Origin of the sequence: Streptomyces sp. NPDC088116 (genome assembly GCF_044741745.1) — a bacterium.
In the GTDB taxonomy this organism is placed as follows: domain Bacteria; phylum Actinomycetota; class Actinomycetes; order Streptomycetales; family Streptomycetaceae; genus Streptomyces.
The window spans coordinates 690,109-709,091 of sequence record NZ_JBIUTF010000002.1 but is presented as its reverse complement, the minus strand read 5'-3'; the positions used below and the strand labels follow the sequence as shown (position 1 = coordinate 709,091).

General features: G+C 70.5%; 16 protein-coding genes. 11 read left to right on the top strand and 5 right to left on the bottom strand.

The genetic code is table 11. The features are described 5' to 3' along the window. Positions 1–141: 141 nt before the first annotated feature. Entirely contained in the window at positions 142–579 is a 438-nt protein-coding gene (locus ACIOJD_RS09395; protein ID WP_401881095.1) for a DUF3052 domain-containing protein, read from the bottom strand. A 557-nt stretch (positions 580–1,136) separates the two neighbouring features. Here ACIOJD_RS09395 and aceE point away from each other — a divergent pair. Continuing rightward, positions 1,137–3,869, top strand: coding sequence for a pyruvate dehydrogenase (acetyl-transferring), homodimeric type (aceE, locus tag ACIOJD_RS09390; protein ID WP_401910233.1), 2,733 nt, complete (start codon positions 1,137–1,139; stop codon positions 3,867–3,869). Positions 3,870–4,039: 170 nt separating this feature from the next. On the opposite strand, the gene ACIOJD_RS09385 is transcribed toward aceE, so the two are convergent. Further along, on the bottom strand, positions 4,040–4,426 hold the full coding sequence (locus ACIOJD_RS09385) for a peptidase inhibitor family I36 protein (RefSeq protein ID WP_401910230.1): 387 nt from the start codon (positions 4,424–4,426) through the stop codon (positions 4,040–4,042). A gap of 654 nt (positions 4,427–5,080) precedes the next feature. On the opposite strand from ACIOJD_RS09385, the gene ACIOJD_RS09380 reads away from it, so the two are divergent. The 6 genes from ACIOJD_RS09380 (at position 5,081) to ACIOJD_RS09355 (ending at position 12,214) form a co-directional block, all read left to right on the top strand. After that, positions 5,081–6,301 (top strand): alpha/beta hydrolase, encoded by a 1,221-nt coding sequence (locus ACIOJD_RS09380; protein ID WP_401910228.1) that lies wholly within the window; start codon positions 5,081–5,083, stop codon positions 6,299–6,301. A 206-nt stretch (positions 6,302–6,507) separates the two neighbouring features. Continuing rightward, entirely contained in the window at positions 6,508–7,413 is a 906-nt protein-coding gene (locus tag ACIOJD_RS09375) for a DUF4429 domain-containing protein (protein ID WP_401910226.1), read from the top strand. 243 nt (positions 7,414–7,656) lie between these two features. Further along, a complete protein-coding gene (locus ACIOJD_RS09370; RefSeq protein ID WP_401910224.1) occupies positions 7,657–9,096 on the top strand; it encodes a sensor histidine kinase in 1,440 nt (479 codons plus the stop codon). Next, positions 9,093–9,776: a response regulator gene (locus ACIOJD_RS09365; RefSeq protein ID WP_401910221.1), complete on the top strand. Its 684-nt coding sequence runs from the start codon at positions 9,093–9,095 to the stop codon at positions 9,774–9,776. The genes ACIOJD_RS09370 and ACIOJD_RS09365 overlap by 4 nt, the downstream gene beginning before the upstream one ends. 159 nt (positions 9,777–9,935) lie before the next feature. Then, positions 9,936–10,979, top strand: a complete 1,044-nt coding sequence (locus tag ACIOJD_RS09360) for an alpha/beta hydrolase (protein WP_401910219.1) — start codon at positions 9,936–9,938, stop codon at positions 10,977–10,979. After that, on the top strand, positions 10,976–12,214 hold the full coding sequence (locus ACIOJD_RS09355) for an acyltransferase family protein (protein WP_401910216.1): 1,239 nt from the start codon (positions 10,976–10,978) through the stop codon (positions 12,212–12,214). Before ACIOJD_RS09360 ends, ACIOJD_RS09355 begins: the two co-directional genes overlap by 4 nt. A 119-nt stretch (positions 12,215–12,333) precedes the next feature. On the opposite strand, the gene ACIOJD_RS09350 is transcribed toward ACIOJD_RS09355, so the two are convergent. After that, a complete protein-coding gene (locus tag ACIOJD_RS09350; protein WP_401910215.1) occupies positions 12,334–13,368 on the bottom strand; it encodes an aldo/keto reductase in 1,035 nt (344 codons plus the stop codon). Between the two features lie 6 nt (positions 13,369–13,374). After that, positions 13,375–13,839, bottom strand: coding sequence for a MerR family transcriptional regulator (locus ACIOJD_RS09345; RefSeq protein ID WP_401910212.1), 465 nt, complete (start codon positions 13,837–13,839; stop codon positions 13,375–13,377). Between the two features lie 174 nt (positions 13,840–14,013). Between ACIOJD_RS09345 and ACIOJD_RS09340 the strand changes: the two genes are divergently transcribed. After that, positions 14,014–14,832 carry a serine hydrolase domain-containing protein gene (locus ACIOJD_RS09340; protein ID WP_401910209.1) on the top strand — a complete coding sequence of 273 codons (819 nt, stop codon included), beginning with the start codon at positions 14,014–14,016 and terminating at the stop codon, positions 14,830–14,832. Here the strand turns inward: ACIOJD_RS09340 and ACIOJD_RS09335 are convergent. Further along, the gene (locus tag ACIOJD_RS09335; RefSeq protein WP_401910206.1) at positions 14,824–15,558 is read right to left on the bottom strand and encodes a pirin family protein; all 735 of its coding nucleotides are present in this window, start codon (positions 15,556–15,558) and stop codon (positions 14,824–14,826) included. The two genes, ACIOJD_RS09340 and ACIOJD_RS09335, sit on opposite strands and share 9 nt — an antisense overlap. A gap of 157 nt (positions 15,559–15,715) precedes the next feature. Between ACIOJD_RS09335 and ACIOJD_RS09330 the strand changes: the two genes are divergently transcribed. The 3 genes from ACIOJD_RS09330 to ACIOJD_RS09320 all read left to right on the top strand — a co-directional run bounded on the left by ACIOJD_RS09330 (position 15,716) and on the right by ACIOJD_RS09320 (position 18,942). Then, positions 15,716–16,897, top strand: coding sequence for a PucR family transcriptional regulator (locus ACIOJD_RS09330; protein WP_401910204.1), 1,182 nt, complete (start codon positions 15,716–15,718; stop codon positions 16,895–16,897). Positions 16,898–16,986: 89 nt separating this feature from the next. Next, positions 16,987–17,928, top strand: a complete 942-nt coding sequence (locus ACIOJD_RS09325) for an ACP S-malonyltransferase (RefSeq protein WP_401911667.1) — start codon at positions 16,987–16,989, stop codon at positions 17,926–17,928. Between the two features lie 12 nt (positions 17,929–17,940). Beyond that, positions 17,941–18,942 (top strand): ketoacyl-ACP synthase III, encoded by a 1,002-nt coding sequence (locus tag ACIOJD_RS09320; protein WP_401910203.1) that lies wholly within the window; start codon positions 17,941–17,943, stop codon positions 18,940–18,942. Positions 18,943–18,983: the final 41 nt, after the last annotated feature.

The following is an 18,983-nucleotide window of genomic DNA, read 5'->3' as shown; positions in this document are numbered from 1 at the left end:
CGGCCCGATGCCGTCGGATGCCGTCAGGCGCCGTCCACCCTACGCACAGGGCCCCCACCGACGGGAGGTCGGCGGGGGCCCTCGAGAGCCGCTCACTGCGAGCCGCTGCGGTGTCTTGCGCGCTCGATACGGCGCTCGGCGTCAGCGCTTCGTCTTCGCCGCCTTGGGAGTGACGAGCCGACTGGCGCTCCAGTCCTTGCCGGCGCTGATGCTCTTGGTCTGGGACAGGCCCGAGGTCTGGGCGGCCTCGTTGATGTCGCTCGGTTCGACGTAGCCGTCACGGCCCGTCTTGGGCGTCAGCAGCCAGACCGCTCCGCCGTCCTCGATCAAACCGATGGCGTCCACCAGCGCGTCCGTAAGGTCGCCGTCCTCGTCACGGAACCACAGAAGGACGGCGTCGGCCACGTCCTCGTAATCCTCGTCGACGAGCTCCTGGCCGATGACGGCCTCGATGGACTCGCGGAGCTCCTGCTCGACGTCGTCGTCGTAGCCGATCTCCTGGACCACCTGTCCGGGTTCGAACCCCAGCCTTGCGGCCAGGTTGGTCCGTTCCTCCGCGTGGTCCGCGGTCGCGCTCACGGATTGCCTCCTGATCATGTTTCGGAAAATGCTTCAGCCACGCGCGCACGCGGGGCACTGGCCGTAGTCCACACGGGCGGGGCGGATCGCGCAAGTACCCGGCCGCCGAGACCGCCGAAACGGTGACGATCCAGGCCTCTTCGTCGCATCTCCTGCCACTTCGATACCTACCCCTGTGACGCAGGCCATATATTTCCTCCTCCTTTGCCATGGTATGCCGTTTCAGTATGCCAATCAGAGCCGAACGACCGAACGAAACGCATAACCGGGTTGAGCGTAAGGTTGCGATTTGAGCGGCGCGAAAACCCGCGCGGATACCGGCCTCGGGCCTGGTTTTCCTGGCGAAATGCGGGTTACTCCTCAGTAGAGGTGACGTTTGCGTCGTTGCGGTACACGATGGAGACGGCGTACGAGTCCACCCCCTTGCGGCTCCGGTGAGACACCCGCAGACCCTTCGGATCGCCGGGCCCGCGCAGAACCCGCTGAGAAGCAGTATCCCGACGGCGTGCACCGCATCGATCGCGTGCGGGGCACGACACGACGAGCGAAGGAAAAGCGTGGCTTCCGGATCCGATCGCACCCCGATCATCATTGGCGGCCTTCCCAGCCAGGTCCCGGACTTTGATCCCGAAGAGACCCAGGAGTGGCTCGACTCCCTCGATGCCGCTGTCGACGAGCGCGGTCGTGAACGCGCCCGTTATCTGATGCTCCGACTGATCGAGCGCGCGCGTGAGAAGCGTGTGGCTGTGCCCGAGATGCGCAGCACGGACTACGTCAACACCATCGCGACCAAGGACGAGCCGTTCTTCCCCGGCAACGAGGAGATCGAACGCAAGGTCCTCAACGCCACCCGCTGGAACGCGGCCGTGATGGTGTCGCGCGCGCAGCGCCCCGGGATCGGCGTGGGCGGCCACATCGCCACCTTCGCCTCTTCCGCCTCCCTGTACGACGTGGGCTTCAACCACTTCTTCCGGGGCAAGGACGACGGCAAGGGCGGCGACCAGATCTTCTTCCAGGGCCATGCCTCCCCCGGCATCTACGCCCGCGCCTTTCTCCTCGACCGGCTGAGCGAGACCCAGCTCGACGCGTTCCGCCAGGAGAAGTCGAAGGCTCCCTACGGACTGTCCAGCTACCCGCACCCGCGGCTGATGCCGGACTTCTGGGAGTTCCCGACCGTCTCGATGGGCCTCGGCCCCCTCGGCGCGATCTACCAGGCCCGGATGAACCGTTACATGGAGGCGCGCGGCATCGCCGACACCTCCGGCTCCCATGTCTGGGCGTATCTCGGCGACGGCGAGATGGACGAGCCCGAGTCGCTGGGCCAGCTGTCCATCGCCGCCCGTGAGGGCCTGGACAATCTGACCTTCGTCGTCAACTGCAACCTCCAGCGCCTCGACGGCCCGGTGCGTGGCAACGGCAAGGTCATCCAGGAACTGGAGTCGCAGTTCCGCGGGGCCGGCTGGAATGTGATCAAGCTGGTCTGGGACCGCTCCTGGGACCCGCTGCTCGCCCAGGACCGTGACGGTGTGCTGGTCAACCGGCTGAACACCACACCGGACGGGCAGTTCCAGACGTACGCCACGGAGACCGGCGCGTACATCCGTGAGCACTTCTTCGGTGACGACCAGCGGCTGCGCGCCATGGTCGAGAACATGTCCGACGACCAGATCCTGCATCTGGGCCGCGGCGGTCACGACCACAAGAAGGTCTACGCGGCGTACGCGGCGGCCAAGGCCCACACGGGCCAGCCGACCGTGATCCTGGCGCAGACCGTCAAGGGCTGGACTCTCGGGCCGAACTTCGAGGGCCGCAACGCGACCCACCAGATGAAGAAGCTGACCGTCGCCGACCTCAAGGGCTTCCGCGACCGGCTGCACCTCCCGATCACGGACCGGCAGCTGGAGGACGGCCTGCCGCCGTACTACCACCCGGGCCGGGACTCGGAGGAGATCCAGTACATGCACGACCAGCGCAAGTCGCTGGGCGGTTACGTACCGACCCGGGTCGTGCGCGCGAAGCCGCTGACCCTCCCGGAGGACAAGACCTACGCGGCGGTGCGCAAGGGGTCGGGCCAGCAGTCGATCGCCACCACCATGGCGTTCGTCCGGCTGCTCAAGGACCTGATGCGGGACAAGGAGATCGGCAAGCGCTTCGTGCTGATCGCCCCCGACGAGTACCGCACGTTCGGAATGGACTCGTTCTTCCCGAGCGCCAAGATCTACAACCCGCTGGGCCAGCAGTACGAGTCCGTGGACCGCGAGCTGCTGCTCGCGTACAAGGAGTCGCCGACCGGCCAGATGCTGCACGACGGCATCTCCGAGGCGGGCTGTACTGCCTCGCTGATCGCGGCCGGCTCGGCCTACGCCACCCACGGCGAGCCGCTGATCCCGGTGTATGTCTTCTACTCGATGTTCGGCTTCCAGCGGACCGGCGACCAGTTCTGGCAGATGGCCGACCAGCTCGCACGCGGCTTTGTGCTGGGTGCGACCGCCGGACGTACGACTCTGACCGGCGAGGGCCTCCAGCACGCGGACGGCCACTCGCAACTGCTGGCCTCGACCAACCCGGCCTGTGTCGCGTACGACCCCGCCTACGGCTTCGAGATCGCCCACATCGTCAAGGACGGTCTGCGCCGGATGTACGGCCCGGACAGTGAGGATGTCTTCTACTACCTCACCGTCTACAACGAGCCGATCCAGCACCCCGCCGAGCCGGCCGATGTGGATGTCGACGGCATCCTCAAGGGCATCCACCGCTTCAAGCGGGCCGAGCGGGGCTCGATCCCGGCGCAGATCATGGCGTCCGGTGTGGCCGTGCCCTGGGCGGTGGAGGCGCAGCGGATCCTCGCCGAGGAGTGGGACGTCAAGGCCGATGTCTGGTCGGCGACGTCCTGGAACGAGCTGCGCCGTGAGGCCGTCGAGGTGGAGCGGCACAACCTGCTGCACCCGGAGGAGGAGCAGCGCGTTCCGTACGTGACGCGCAAGCTGTCCGACGCGCAGGGACCGTTCGTGGCGGTTTCCGACTGGATGCGGTCCGTACCGGACCAGATCGCACGCTGGGTTCCCGGCACGTACCAGTCGCTGGGCGCAGACGGTTTCGGCTTCGCGGACACGCGTGGCGCGGCCCGTCGCTTCTTCCACATCGACGCGCAGTCGATCGTGCTCGGTGTGCTCACGGAGCTGGCCAAGGAGGGCAAGGTCGACCGCTCGGCGCTGAAGCAGGCGCTGGACCGCTACCAGCTGCTGGACGCATCGGCGGCGGACCCGGGCGCAGCCGGCGGCGACGCGTGAGCGCAGCGGCGGCGGAATCGACTGTCGTGACGGTGGCGGCAGGGGTGGCAGCGGCGGCGGCTCGGTAGTACGCGGGGCCGATGTGCGGCCCCGGAGGGCGGCGGAACGTGTCTGTTCCGCCGCCCTCCGGCTTTTCCCAGCCGGTGGACGCCCGCCGCCGTGGAGAACGCTCACGTCTCCCAGACCTTGAACGCCCGTACGCGGTACGGCGAGCGGGGCAGCCAGGTGCCACCTCCCGGATAGGTCTCGAACTCCCCCGTCTCCGCGCACTCCTCGGACTGATAGGTGGTCACCGGCCGCCCGGTGCGGTTGGCCAGCGAGTGGGCGGTGGCGCCGGCCGGGAGCGGCACACAGCTGTCGATGTCGATGCCGGACAGCTCATGCGTCCGCCGTGAGCCCCTGAAGTCGTCCTTCTCCCAGAGGCACAGTTCGCCCGCCGCGCACTCCCCGAGCCGGGGTGGTGCGGCCTCGGCGACGGTCTGAGGCAGCAGGGCGGCGACAGCCAGTACCCCTACGGCGACGGCTTTCGGCGTCCCGGTGAATGTGGTCCTACCCATATGGATCAGCCCCCGTGTCATGTCATGCCGGATGGGATCGGTCGGCGAAAGGTCGATCGACGCCTCGGTTCACGAGCCGGTCGGCGATTCGCTCGACAGCAGCCTGACCTGCGGCGCACGGCCGACGGAAGGGGGTCCGGGCATCCTCCACCCGGATAGGCGACAGCCCCGCCGGAAGGTTCCGGCGGGGCTGTCGCGGGCACGGAGTTCACGTCGGGTCACCCGTGGATTGACATTGGATGCGCACCCTTTGGCCCGCCACGTCCGCGTTGTGGCCGTGCTTCGTCAGCAGGACGCCAAAAACCGCCCCGGCCGCGACACCGCCGCGACCGGGCAGGCCAGTCCCATGCCGGACATGAAGGTCTCGTGGGCGACGGTCGTGATCTTCTCTCCGACCGAAGCCGGGGTGCCCGCGCGGCACGCCACGCCGAATGCCCCTTCGTATCCGTTCCGTTCCCATTCCGTGCTTGCCTCGTGCTTGCCTCGCCGCCGCCGCGCCTTCGTTCCGTTTCCGCTCCGGGCGCCCACAATGCGCCGGAGCGTGAGCGCCGCGTACACAATCGGTGAAGTTACCGGCGGTTCAACCCTCTGGAACCCGTGATCTGCCTCACGAGCGTCGCGAGGGTCCCCACGCTCGGCCTAGGGTTATACGTAGTGACTTCCTTCGACTCCTCCCCCACCCTCAACGCATGGCGCGCTCTGCTCGCTATCGCCGTGGTGTTCGTGATGCTGGCGAGCACCGGATGGACCGCTGTCCAGCATCAGCGCGATCCCGGCGAGCCTTTGAAGGTCGCCCTCTCGGCGTGGGAGCGGGGCCGGATAGGAGCCCACGACCTGCCGTCGCCCAACGCCTCGGCGAAGCGGCTGGCCGCTTTCTTCGCTTCTCTCAGCTCCGCTCAGCAGCGGAGACTGGCCATCCGGTATCCGCTCGTCGTCGGCAATCTCAACGGCGCGCCGGTCACGCTGCGCTACCGCGCCAACCGGCTGGCGCTCCTCCAGGCGCGTGGGGTGGAGGAGCGCCGTATGCAGGACAGCAGACTGTCCGCCGACGGCCGGCAGCAAGCGAGCCGCCGGATGGGCCGGTTCGAGTCGATGCTCGGCAGCGGTCGGCAGATCCTCGCTTTCGACCCGTCGGGGAAGGGCCGGGCAGCCGAGGTCTTCGGCGATCTCGACCGCGCCAAGCGCGTCTCGGTGGTGGTTCCCGGGGTCGACACGAACGTCCTGACGTTCGAGAAGACGAACCGCTCCTACACGGCGCCGGTGGGCATGGCCGAGTCGCTGTACTCCGCCGAACAGAAAGCCGGTCCCGGCACCCGTACCGCCGTCATCGCCTGGGCCGACTACACCTCGCCCGCCGGTCTCGGTGTGGACGCCGCGATCGGCAAGCTCGCCGAGGACGGTGCCGTACGGCTCTCCGCGCTCACCGCTGCGCTCCCGGGGAAGTCCAAGGTCTCGCTCTTCTGCCACAGCTACGGCTCCGTGGTGTGCGGCGTCGCCGCCCATACGCTGCCGGGCCGGGTCACGGACGTGGCGGTCGCGGGCAGCCCCGGGATGCGGGTCGGGAGCGCGGAGCAGCTGCACACCGACGCCCGTGTGTGGGCCATGCGCGACCAGGACGACTGGATCCAGGACGTCCCGTACATGGCGGTCGGCGGGCTCGGACACGGCGCGGACCCGGTGACCCGGGCCTTCGGGGCACGGGTGCTCTCGTCGTCCGGCGCGGTCGGCCACGCCGGCTACTTCCAGCCCGGTACGGAGAGCCTCGACAACTTCGCCGATATCGGGGTCGGTTCGTACCGCGCGGTGACCTGCGCGGACGGGGCGACGGCCTGCCGGAGCGGAATCGCCTCGTCCGGCGTGAGCATGGCGGGCTGACGCCGGAGCCGGCGCAGGGCGGTCGGGAACAGACTCCGCACCGAACGGGAACGGGCTCCATACCGAAAGGAAACGGGCTCGGTGCCGAACAGGAACGGGCTCAAGGCTGGACAGAACGGGTTCGGACCTGACGTACATCGGACGCGCGTAGAATTGGTTCGCTGTGGCAGGGGACTCACGGGCGTGCGCCGCCTACGATGAGGCACATGGGTGATGTGCTGGCGGGGATTCATGCCACCTGGGAGTTCGAAAGCGACTCCGTGCTCATCCGCTTCGAACGGGGGATACGGACGCCGAAGCTCTTTCAGGCGCTCGGCGAACGTCGCATCCCCCACGAGGCGTTGTCATCGGTGTCGCTCACTCCCGGCAAACGCGGAACGGTCGTGCTGCACGCCGTGCCGAGAGCCGGCGCCGACCCCCTCGTGGAGGCGGCGGCCGGGCAGTTGAAGGAGAGCGGCGATCCGTACCGACTGGTGCTGCCGGCCGATCGCGAGACACTCGCGGAATACTACGCCGACGAGTTGCGGGCCGCGCTGGACCGTACGCGCGGCCGGAGCCAGGGGCTACCCCTGGGACAGGAGCCGGCCGAGCGCTATCTGGTGAGCGCGCCCGAACCTCCCCTGAACTTCAAGGCGTACGACGGCAAGGCCTCCTTCGACGGGGAACGGGTCGTCTTCCGCTGGTTCTGGACGGGCGCGTCCTCCGCCAAGTGGAAGGCGGGCGACCAGAATCTCCCCGTAGGGGAGTTGCAAGGGGTCGAGTGGCGCTCCCCCGAACTCTTCGACGGCTATCTGCGTCTGCTGCGGCGCGACGCGGACGGTACGGCTCCGGCGCAGCCGGCCCCGGTCGACCACGACCCGACGGCTGTCGTCTTCGGGCTCGGCTACGGACCGGTCCACGAGTCGCTGCCGTTCGCGGCGGCCGTCCTGGAAGCGGTCCAGGGCGCGGCGACGAACCGCGCGGCGGTTCCGGTGCACGCCGTGGTGTCCGGCCGGCGCGACCCGGCCGATGTCGCGGACCGGATACGGCATCTCGGCGAGCTGCATCAGGCAGGGCTGGTGACGGACGAGGAATTCACGGCGAAGAAGACGGAGTTGCTGGCGGAGCTGTGAGGGACAGCCCTCCGGCCGGGACCGTGACCGGCGCGGGGACAGGAGCAGGGGGGAACAAGAGCAGGGGCAGGGGCGGGGGGGCAGGAGCAGGGGGCAGGAGCAGGGCCTGGGGCTCGGATGCGTCCGGGACCGGTGACGGGTACGGGCCAGGGCGGCACCGGGATGTCATACCCCGGTATGACATCCGGACCAGCTCCCCGGTATGACGCCCGTCCGTTCGCCGCTGCCTACCCTGAGCGGGTCATGAGTAGCGCACCCCCGCCCCCGCGCGGTTCCCGGACTCCGCTCGGCTCGTCGGCGCTCCCCGCTCTACGAGCGCTGTTCGGCGCGCTGCGCACGCCGGCGGATTCCACCGACCCGCTGTTCGCACACGCGCCCCGGCCGTGGCTGCGGCTCGCGCCGTACGTCGTGGCCCTCGGCTTCGCCGTGTCGCTGCTGCCGACCACCGCCTCCGTCCTCATGACCGACTACCGGCTGGGCGGCGCCTGGTCGGGCGCGCTCGCCACCGCGCAGAGCGCGCCACTGCTGCTCGCGGTGACCCGTCCGCTCCAGGCGTGGTGGATCATCTTCACCGCCGATGTCATCGGTGCGGTGCTGCTCCTGGGCGCGGACGGCATCGCGGGCCGCTCCTGGCCGTGGCCCCCCACGGTCGTCGTCGGCTACGTGGTGCTGATGATCTGCCTGGGGCTGCGTGAATCACGCCGTACCCTGCTCGCCGTCTGGCTGGCGACGGGCGCGGCCGGATTCTTCTTCGAGCTGATCTCGCAGAAACACAGCGACGGCTCCCATCTGCTGCTGACCGTGCTCACCGGCGTGACGCTGGTCGTCACGGCCGCGCTGCGCGAACGCGGCGACGCCCAGCGCAGGTTGGTGGAGCAGGAGAACATCAGCGAGGCGGAGCGCGCCCGGCGCACGCTGCTGGAGGAGCGCGCCCGTATCGCCCGTGAGCTGCATGATGTGGTGGCCCACCACATGTCGGTGATCACCGTGCAGGCGGACTCCGCTCCGTACCGGATCGAGGGCCTGCCGGATCCCGCGCGCGAGGAGTTCTCCACGATCGCCGCGAGCGCGCGCGAGTCGCTGGCGGAGATGCGACGGCTGCTCTCCCTGCTGCGCAGTGACGGTACGGAGAGCGAGCGGGCGCCGCAGCCGGGGCTCGGCCGGGTGCAGCAGCTGGTGGAGGCGACGGTACGGGCCGGAGTCCCGGCCGAGTTGTCGCTGGCCGCCGGCCTGGGCCCCGTACCGCCGGCCGTGGACCTGTCCGCGTACCGCATCGTGCAGGAGGCACTCGCCAACGTGGTGCGCCACGCGCCCGGCGCGCGCACCCGGGTCTCGGTGACCTCCGGCGGCGACCGGCTGACCGTCCTGGTCGTCAACGGCCCGGCTGCCGCCCGTACTTCACCGCTGGAGACCACCGGGACGGGGCACGGGCTGATCGGGATGCGTGAGCGCGTACGGCTGACCGGCGGCACGCTGGACACCGGTCCACTGCCCGACGGCGGCTTCCGGGTCGCCGCACAGCTCCCCCTCACGGACACGACCCTGCTCGCGGACACGGCTCAGCAGGCCCGGCTCGCGGACGCGGCCCGGTTGACGGACCCCGCCAGGCCGGACCACACCGAACCGGACTCCGCTCCGGCCCACTCCGCTCCGACCGACTCCGGCCCGAAGGACTCCCCTTGACCATCCGTGTGATCGTTGTCGACGACCAGGCCATGGTGCGCGCGGGGTTCGCCGCGTTGCTCTCCGCGCAGGCCGACATCGATGTGGTGGGCGAGGCACCGGACGGCCGCCGGGGTGTCGAGGTGAGCCGTTCCGTCCATCCGGATGTGGTCCTGATGGATGTCCGGATGCCGGAGATGGACGGACTGGCCGCCGCCCGCGAGCTGTTGAACCCGCCGACGGGCGTGGTCCATATCCCGAAGGTGCTGATGCTGACCACCTTCGACGTGGACGACTATGTGTACGAGGCGCTGCGCGCCGGGGCCTCCGGCTTCCTGCTCAAGGACGCGCCCCCGGCCGACCTGATCGCGGCGGTACGGATCGTCGCGGCCGGCGAGGCGCTGCTCGCGCCGTCCGTGACCCGACGGCTGATCGCGGACTTCGCCCAGCGGCGGCCCGCTCCGCGCAGGGCTCCGTCCCTGCGGCTGAACGGCCTCACCCCTCGCGAGACCGAAGTGCTCGAACTGATCGCCCGGGGCCTGTCCAACCAGGAGATCGCCGACCGTCTCGTGGTCGCCGAGCAGACGGTGAAGACGCACATAGGCCGCGTGCTGTCCAAGCTCGATCTGCGCGACCGCGCGCAGGCGGTGATCTTCGCGTACGAGTCGGGCCTGGTCACACCGGGCGACGCGCCCGCCTGACAACCGCCCCGGCTCGGACGGAGCCCTCTTCCGTTTCCAGGACCACCCCTACCCGGGTATCACCCGGCAGTTGGCTCCCCGGTGTGACGCCCGCCCGCGCACCGTCTCCTTACCTTCCTGCTCGCCACCTCCACGGACGAGCAGCGGAAGGAGGCGCACATGCGCCGCTACAAGAGGACCCTGGTCGCCGCAGCGCTGGCGACGGCCATGGCCGGGGGCACGGTGGGCTGGGCCTCCGGGAGTGCGCAGCGGGCCGTGACCGGTCCGCCCGTGGGAAGCGCCGCCTGGCGTGCGGACGGTTCGCTCGGCCGGGCCCTGCCCGATCCGGCGACGGCCTCACCCGCCCAAGTGTCGCGTTTCTTCGCCTCGCTGACATCACGTCAGCGAAAGAAGCTGCTCCGCGAACATCCGCTCGTCGTCGGCAATCTCGACGGTGTGCCGGTCGCGCTGCGGTACGAGGCCAACTCCCTTGCGGTACGCGCCGCGCACGACCCGCGCTACGACCGGCTCGCGGGACCCGGCCGCCAGATCCTCGCCTTCGACCCGCGCGGCCGGGGGCAGGCCGCCGAGGTGTACGGCGATCTGGCCGCCGCCCGCCATGTGTCCGTCGTCGTACCGGGTTCGGACATCGACGCGGCGAACTTCGACCGTACGCACGATCCGTACGGCACCCCCGCCGGTATGGCCGCCTCGCTGCGGGCCGCGACGGGCGGCCGGACCGCCGTCGTCGCCTGGACCGGCTACACCACTCCCCTCGGGGCCGGCCCGGATGCCGCCGGCGGTGAGCTCGCCGAGGCCGGGGCCGCGCGCCTGGCCCGGTTCACCCAGGGGCTCGCGGCGGCCGGGGCCCGGAAACCGGTGCTGTTCTGCCACAGCTACGGCTCCGTGGTGTGCGGGCTCGCCGCCCATGAGGTGAACGCCTCCGACATCGTGGTGCTCGGTTCCCCCGGTATGCGCGCCGCCGACGTGGCGGACCTCCGTACCGACGCACGCGTCTGGGCGGCCAAGGACCGTTCCGACTGGATCTCGAAGGTCCCGAACGTCGAACTCATGGGCCTGGGCCATGGCCAGGACCCGACCGCCCGGGACTTCGGCGCCCGCCGGGTGCCCGCCGAGGAGGCCCGGGGACACACCGGCTACTTCGCCCCCGGCAGCGACTCGCTCCGCGCTTTCGCCGCCATCGCCCAGGGAGAGATCCGATGAGCCGGACAGATTCCACGAGCCGGACGACGCTCGCCGGGGCCATCGGGAAGATCGAGGCGCGCACACCCGTCCACCGCGACCGCGCGATCGACGGACTGCGCGCCCTCGCGCTGCTCGCCGTACCTACCGGGCACTGGCTGCTCGGCGGCTTCACCCTGGATGGTGACGGCGCGCTCCACAACGCCAGTCCGCTCGCCACCTTCGGCGGCTTCGCGCCCGTGAGCTGGGTGCTCCAGATGCTGGGCATCTTCTTCCTGGTGGGCGGGTACGCCTCCGTGCTCTCGTACCGCAGGAGGCCGTCCACGACCACCGCCTGGCTCCGGCGGCGTCTGGTCCGGCTGGGCAGGCCCGTCCTCGGGGTGACGGCCGTCTGGGCGGTGCTGGTCCCGGTGCTGTACGGGCTCGGGGTGCCCGAGGCCACTCTGCGCACCGGATCGACGCTGGTCGTCCAGCCCCTGTGGTTCGTGGGCGTCTACACCGTGGTGACCGCGTTGACTCCGTACTGTGTGCGCGCCGCGCGCACGATGGGCGCCTGGGCCGCCGCTCCGCCGCTGGTGACCGTCGCCGTGGTCGATTTCCTGCGCTACGGACCGTACGCCGACACCATGCCGTCCTGGCTGAGCATGGTGAACGTGCTGCCGGGCTGGCTCTTCGCCTATCAGCTCGGCGTCTCCTGGGGCGAGGGCAGGATCGGCCGGCGCGGGGCGCGGGTCCTGCTCGTCGGCGGCTCGGTGCTCTTCGCCGTGCTGCTGCTCGTCTTCCACTACCCGGCGTCGATGGTCGGTGTCCCCGGCGAGGTCCGTACGAACTCGCATCCGCCGTCGCTGCTCGTCCTCGCCCTGGCCGCCGCCCAGAGCGGTGCGGCGATCCTGCTGCGGGACCGGATCGGACGTCTGCTGACGAAACCGGCCGTGTGGGCGCCGGTCGTCGTCGTCAACCTCTCCGCCATGACGATCCTGTGCTGGCACCAGACGGCGATGCTCACGGCCGCCGTGCCCGGCTCCTTCCTCGGTCCGGTGGCGGGCCTGACGACCGCCCCCGACTCCCTGGGCTGGATCGTGGCCCGGCTGACCTGGATGCCGCTGTTCGCCACGCTGCTCGTGGTCATCGGGCGGTACGCGCGCGGCTTCGACGGGCCCTGGAGGGCCGGGACGCGCGCGGCGAAAGCCCGCCGCGCGGCAGCGGCGGGGCTGCTCGCGGCGGGCTTCGCCCTGTTCGCGCTGGGGCTGGCGTGAGCCGGAGGTCCCGGCGGCAGCCGACAGGGGCTACGGCGTCACGGCGGCCCCGACAACCCCGGCGGCCACGGGGCCTACTGCGCCTACTGCGCCTACTGCGCCTACTGCGCCTACGAGGACTACTCGCGGCCGGCCGAGGTGAACGTCATGTCGTAGTACCGGCCACCGGCCACCCGCCCCGCGATCGGCTCCAGCAGCTGAAGCTCGCTCTCGGTGAGGATCAGGTGCGTCGCCGCGGTGTTCTCCTCGACCCGGCTGCGCTTGCGGGTTCCCGGGATCGGCACGACGGCCAGTCCGCGCACCGCCGCCTGCTGCTGCACCCAGGCGAGCGCGACCTGCCCCAGCGTCGCGTTCCGCCCCTCGGCCATCTTGCGCACCGGTTCGAGCAGCGCCGCGTTCGCGGCGGCGTTGTCACCCGTGAAGCGGGGCTGCTGACGGCGGAAGTCGTCGGCGCCCAGTTCCTGTTCGGCGTTGACGAACGCGCCGGTCAGGAAGCCACGCCCGAGCGGCGAGTACGGCACGAGCGCGACGCCCAGTTCGGCGGCGGCGGGCACGACCTGCGCCTCGATGTCCCGGCTGAACAGCGACCACTCCGACTGCACGGCGGCGATCGGGTGCACGGCGTGCGCCGCGCGCAGCTCGGCGGCCGTGACCTCGCTGAGCCCCAGGTACTTGACCTTGCCCTCGGCCACCAGCTCCGCCATGGCGCCGACCGTCTCCTCGATGGGGACGTTCACATCGCGCCGGTGCATGTAGTACAGGTCGATCTCGTCCACCCCGAGGCGCTGGAGGCTTCCCTCGACGCACTCGCGGATGTACGGGCGGTCATTGCGGATGATCCGCTTGGTGGGATCGGCCCGGTCCATTCCCAGCGCGAACTTCGTGGCCAGGACGATCTCGTCGCGGTGCTCCCGGACGAACGGCGCGATGAACTTCTCGTTCTCGCCGAATCCGTACACATCCGCCGTGTCGTACAGCGTCACGCCCAGTTCGAAGGCGCGCTCCAGAGTGGCCCGCGCCTCGTCGGTGTCCGTCGGCCCGTACGCGAAGCTCATCCCCATGCAGCCGAGGCCCTGAGCGCCGACCTCCGGGCCCCCGGCTCCGAGCAGCACCTTTTCGATCTTGTCGCTCTTGTCGCTCTTGCTGTCGCTCATCAGGGTTCAGACCCTCTCCGACGCCTTGCGGGCGTCCGCGTAAATACCGATCTTCAGATCGAGAACGGCGACCGTGTCCTGGAGCTCCTCGATCCGCTCCAGCACATCACGCCGCGTGCTCTCCAGCAGCTCCCGCCGCTCCTCGAACGTCTCCTCACCTGCCCGGACCAGCTCGGCGTAACGGACCATGTGGGCCACCGGCATCCCGGTCAGCCGCAGCTTCCCGACGAAACCGAGCCAGTCCAGGTCCTTGTTGCAGAAGCGGCGCTGTCCGGTGTGCGACCGGTCCACGTCGGGCAGCAGGCCGATCCGCTCGTACCACCGCAGGGTGTGGGCGCTGAGGCCGGTGAGAGCGGCGACCTCGCTGATCGTGTACCGGTCCTTGCCGTCGGGGCGCGGATGCGCCGGAGGAGCCGAAGCGCAGTCGTCCACGCGATCCGTCCGTACGGCCCTGCTCTCGGTCAGCGTCATGGTGTCAACGCTAAATCCTTCGAGTGCACTCCAAGCAAGGGGAAAGGGTGCGGGAGTTTCGTGGCGCCCCCGATTGGCCTCCTGCCCCAGGAGCCTCACGGTCCCGGACACCGCTCCTCGACGGGCGGACCTTGACGGGCGGACACCGCCGGGAGGGGCACTAAAGTCGTAGCCATGCAGAGCAAGGCGCTGATCGAGAACTGGCCCGTGACCACCGCAGCGGCCGCCGTCGTACGAGCCGACGGCACCGTCTTCGCGTCCTACGGCCCCACGTCGCACCGCTTCCCCCTCGCCTCCGTGACCAAGCCGCTCGCCGCGTACGCGGTGCTCGTGGCGTACGAGGAAGGGGCGATCGAGCTGGACGAGCCGGCCGGGCCCGAGGGGTCCACGGTCCGTCATCTGCTCGCGCACACCAGCGGTCTGGCCTTCGACGAGCACCGCGCGTCGAGCGGGCCGGGCACGCGCCGGCTCTACTCCAACGCGGGCTTCGAGGTGCTCGGCGACCATGTCGCCAAGGCCACCGACATCCCGTTCGCCGACTACCTGCGCGAGGCGGTGTTCGAACCGCTCGGGATGGACGCGACGTCCCTGGACGGTTCGCCCGCCAAGGACGGCGTCTCGACGGTGGACGACATAGTGCGGTTCGCCGCCGAACTCCAAGCCCCCCGGCTGCTCGACGCGCGCACGGTCCTGGACGCGATGACGGTCGTGCACCCCGGGCTCTCCGGTGTCCTGCCCGGTTACGGCAACCAGAAGAACAACGACTGGGGTCTGGGCTTCGAGATCCGGGACGCCAAGTCCCCGCACTGGACGGGTGGTTCGTCCTCGCCCCGTACGTTCGGGCACTTCGGCCAGTCCGGTACGTTCCTGTGGGTCGACCCGGACGCCGGGGCTGCGTGCGTGGCGCTGGCCGACCGGGACTTCGGCTCCTGGGCCATCGAGGCCTGGCCGCCCTTCACCGACGCGGTGCTGGGCGAGCTGCGCTCAGCCTGACATCTCCCAGAGCAGCACCTCGGCCGGCGACGGGGCCCCGGGTCCCGTCGCCGTGGGATCCCCTCCCACCGGCTCCGGCCCGGTCGCCGTCAGCTCCAGTCCCGCCGCGTCCGTGATCCGCGCCGAGTCGCCGGGCCCCAGCTCCGTACCCGCGCCGGCCGCGGCGCCCTCGCCGCCGTCGATCCGTACCCCGCCGCGCACCACATGGACGTACAGGGACCGCGCGTCCGGCACGGCGGAGCGCTCGCCCACCTTCAGACGCCGCACGTGCAGCATCGCCCCCGCCTGCGGAAGGGCGTACGGTGTGGAGTCGGCGATGCCCCGCACGACCTCGTACGCGGGCTCGCCGCCCGGCTCCAGCGGCGCGAGCCACATCTGTACGAAGACCAGCGGCCGCTCGCCGTCGTTGCGCTCCACATGCCGCACCCCGCCGGCCGAACTGAGCCGCTGGACGTCGCCCGGCCCGACGAGCGTGGCGTGCCCGGCCGAGTCGCGGTGCGTCAGCTCGCCCTCGACGACCCAGGTGACGATCTCCGTATGACTGTGGGGATGCTCGTCGAACCCCGCGCCCGGCGCGAGCCGCTCCTCGTTGCAGGCGAGGACCGCGCCGAAACGCAGGTTGTCCGGATCGTAGAAGTGTCCGAAGGAGAAGGCGTGCAAGGACTCGGTGCCCGCGGCCGGGTCGCCGCCGGCGTAACGCTCCGCCGCGTGCCGTACGAAAATCACGGTCCCACGGTAGTGGAGGGTGCCCCGTGGGCCGGGCCGGTCAGGCAGGATCAGCGCGCGGGGCCCGGTGCCGGAAAGATCCACCGGACGCCCCTCGACCCCGCCCCCTCCACCCCTCCCCCGCGCCGGCCCTTCCCGATAAGGCAGTCTTGTCCCCGTGTCTGAACCCTCGAACGAACCCCATCCGCATCCCGCGACGCTGCGGCGGCTGGAGCAGTCATCAGGACGACTCGCCGCGAACGCCATCGCCCGTATGGACGAGACGCTGTCGTGGTACCGCGCGATGCCGCCGGAGAACCGTTCCTGGATCGGGCTGGTCGCCCAGGCCGGTATCGCCGCGTTCACCGAGTGGTTCCGTCACCCGGAGGCCCCGCAGGCCATCTCCACCGATGTCTTCGGCACGGCACCGCGCGAGCTGACGCGGGCGATCACCCTGCGCCAGACCGTCGAGATGGTGCGGACCACGATGGTGGTCATGGAGTCGGCGATCGAGGAGGTCGCGGCGCCGGGCGACGAGTCCGTACTGCGCGAGGCGCTGCTGGTGTACGCGCGGGAGATCGCCTTCGCGACGGCCCAGGTGTACGCGCAGGCCGCCGAGGCCCGGGGCGCGTGGGACGCGCGGCTGGAGTCCCTCGTCGTGAACGCCGTGCTCTCCGGGGAGGCCGACGAGGGCGCCATCTCCCGGGCGGCGGCCCTCGGCTGGAACTCGCCCGAGCATGTCTGCGTACTGCTCGGCACCGCCCCGGACGGGGACAGCGAACTGATCGTCGAGGCGATCCGCCGGGCCGCCCGGCACGCCAAGCTCCAGGTCCTCACCGGGGTGCTCGGCGACCGGCTCGTGGTGATCGCCGGCGGCAGCGACAACCCCCTCCAGGTCGCCAAGTCGCTGATCGGCCCCTACGCCGCGGGCCCGGTCGTGGCCGGCCCGGTGGTGCCCGACCTGCTGGCCGCCACCAAGTCGGCGCAGGCCGCGGCCGCCGGGCTGAAGGCCTGTTCCGCCTGGCAGGACGCACCGCGCCCGGTGCTCGCCGACGATCTGCTGCCGGAGCGCGCGATCGCCGCGGACCCCGCCGCGCGGGACCAGTTGGTGGAGGAGATCTACAGACCGCTGGAGGAAGCGGGGTCGGCGCTGCTGGAGACTCTGAGTGTCTATCTGGAGCAGGCGAGCAGTCTGGAGGGCGCCGCCCGGATGCTCTTCGTACACCCGAACACCGTGCGCTACCGGCTGCGACGTGTGACTGACGTCACCGGCTGGTCACCCTCCGATGTCAGGTCCGCCTTCACGCTGCGGATTGCCCTGATCCTGGGACGCCTGGCCGACGGGGATCCTCAGTCCTAGACTTTTGTAGTATTCCAACAATTACCCTGACAGTTCTTCGTCCCTGTCCTCACGGGCGCCGAGGACCGTCCGCAAGAGAGAGTGTGAGTGTGCTCGTACTCGTCGCTCCCGGCCAAGGCGCTCAGACGCCCGGCTTCCTGACTCCCTGGCTCGACCTCCCCGGCGCCGAAGACCGGCTGCGGGCCTGGTCCGACGCCCTTGACCTGGACCTTGTCCACTACGGCACACAAGCCGACGCGGACGAGATCCGTGACACCTCCGTCGCCCAGCCCCTGCTGGTGGCCGCCGCGCTGCTGGCCGCCCGTCAGCTCTTCCCGGCCACCGAGGACGTGGCGCGTGAGGTCGGCGCCACGGCGGGCCACAGCGTCGGTGAACTGGCCGCCTCGGCGCTGGCCGGTGTGCTCACGGACGACGAGGCCCTGAAGCTCGTGCGGGCCCGCGGCCTGGCCATGGCCGAAGCCGCCGCGATCACCGAGACCGGGATGGCGGCGCTGCTCGGCGGCGACCCCGAGACCACCGTCGCGCATCTGGAGAAGCTCGGCCTGACCCCGGCCAATGTGAACGGCGCCGGCCAGATCGTGGCCGCGGGCACGCTCGAGCAGCTCGCCGCGCTGGAGGCCGACAAGCCGGAGGGCGTACGCCGCGTGGTGACGCTCAAGGTCGCCGGGGCGTTCCACACGGAGCACATGCTCCCCGCGGTCGCGAAGCTCGAAGCGGCCGCCGCCTCGCTCGACGCCGCCGACCCGGTCGTCCCGTACGTCTCGAACCGGGACGGGCTGACCGTGGCAGCCGGTGCCGACGTCGTGACACGCCTGGTCGGTCAGGTCGCCAATCCGGTCCGCTGGGATCTGTGCATGGAGACTTTCCAGGACCTGGGCGCGACCGCGCTGATCGAATTGTGCCCCGGCGGCACCCTCACCGGCATCGCCAAGCGCGCCCTGCCCGGTGTGAAGCCTCTGGCGCTCAAGACCCCCGACAACCTCGACGCCGCCCGGACGCTGATCGCCGAGCACTCCTCCACGGCTGAATAGGAGTCCGAGAGCATGTCGAAGATCAAGCCGAGCAAGGGCGCCCCGTACGCGCGCATCATGGGTGTGGGCGGTTACCGCCCGACCCGTGTCGTGCCCAACGAGGTGATCCTGGAGACGATCGACTCGTCCGACGAGTGGATCCGCTCGCGCTCCGGCATCGCGACCCGGCACTGGGCCTCCCCCGAGGAGACCGTCGCCGCGATGTCCGTCGAGGCATCGGGCAAGGCGATCGCCGACGCGGGGATCACGCCCGAGCAGATCGGCGGCGTGGTGGTCTGCACCGTCTCGCACTTCAAGCAGACCCCGGCCGTCGCGACCGAGATCGCCGACAGGATCGGCGCGGGCAAGCCGGCCGCGTTCGACATCTCGGCGGGCTGCGCCGGCTTCGGTTACGGGCTGACCCTGGCCAAGGGCATGGTCGTCGAGGGCTCGGCGGAGCATGTCCTGGTGATCGGTGTCGAGCGGCTCTCCGACCTGACCGACCTGGAGGACCGCGCGACGGCCTTCCTGTTCGGTGACGGCGCGGGCGCGGTCGTGGTCGGCCCGGCGAAGGGCCCGATGATGGGACCGACCATCTGGGGCTCCGAAGGTGACAAGTCCGACACGATCAAGCAGACCGTGCCGTGGGACGATTACCGCGACGGCACCGTGGCGAAGTTCCCGGCCATCACGCAGGAGGGCCAGGCGGTCTTCCGCTGGGCCGTCTTCGAGATGGCGAAGGTCGCCCAGCAGGCGCTGGACGCGGCCGGGATCAGCGCGGCGGACCTGGACGTCTTCATTCCGCACCAGGCCAATATGCGGATCATCGACTCGATGGTGAAGACTCTGAAACTGCCGGAGAGCGTCACGGTCGCCCGTGACGTGGAGACCACCGGCAACACCTCGGCCGCCTCGATCCCGCTCGCGATGGAGCGGCTCCTGGCGACCGGACAGGCGAAAAGCGGTGACACCGCGCTCGTCATCGGCTTCGGGGCGGGTCTCGTGTACGCCGCGACGGTCGTTACCCTCCCCTAGGCACACCGGATCTTTCCGGAGCGTGTTCCCATATTTCCGTC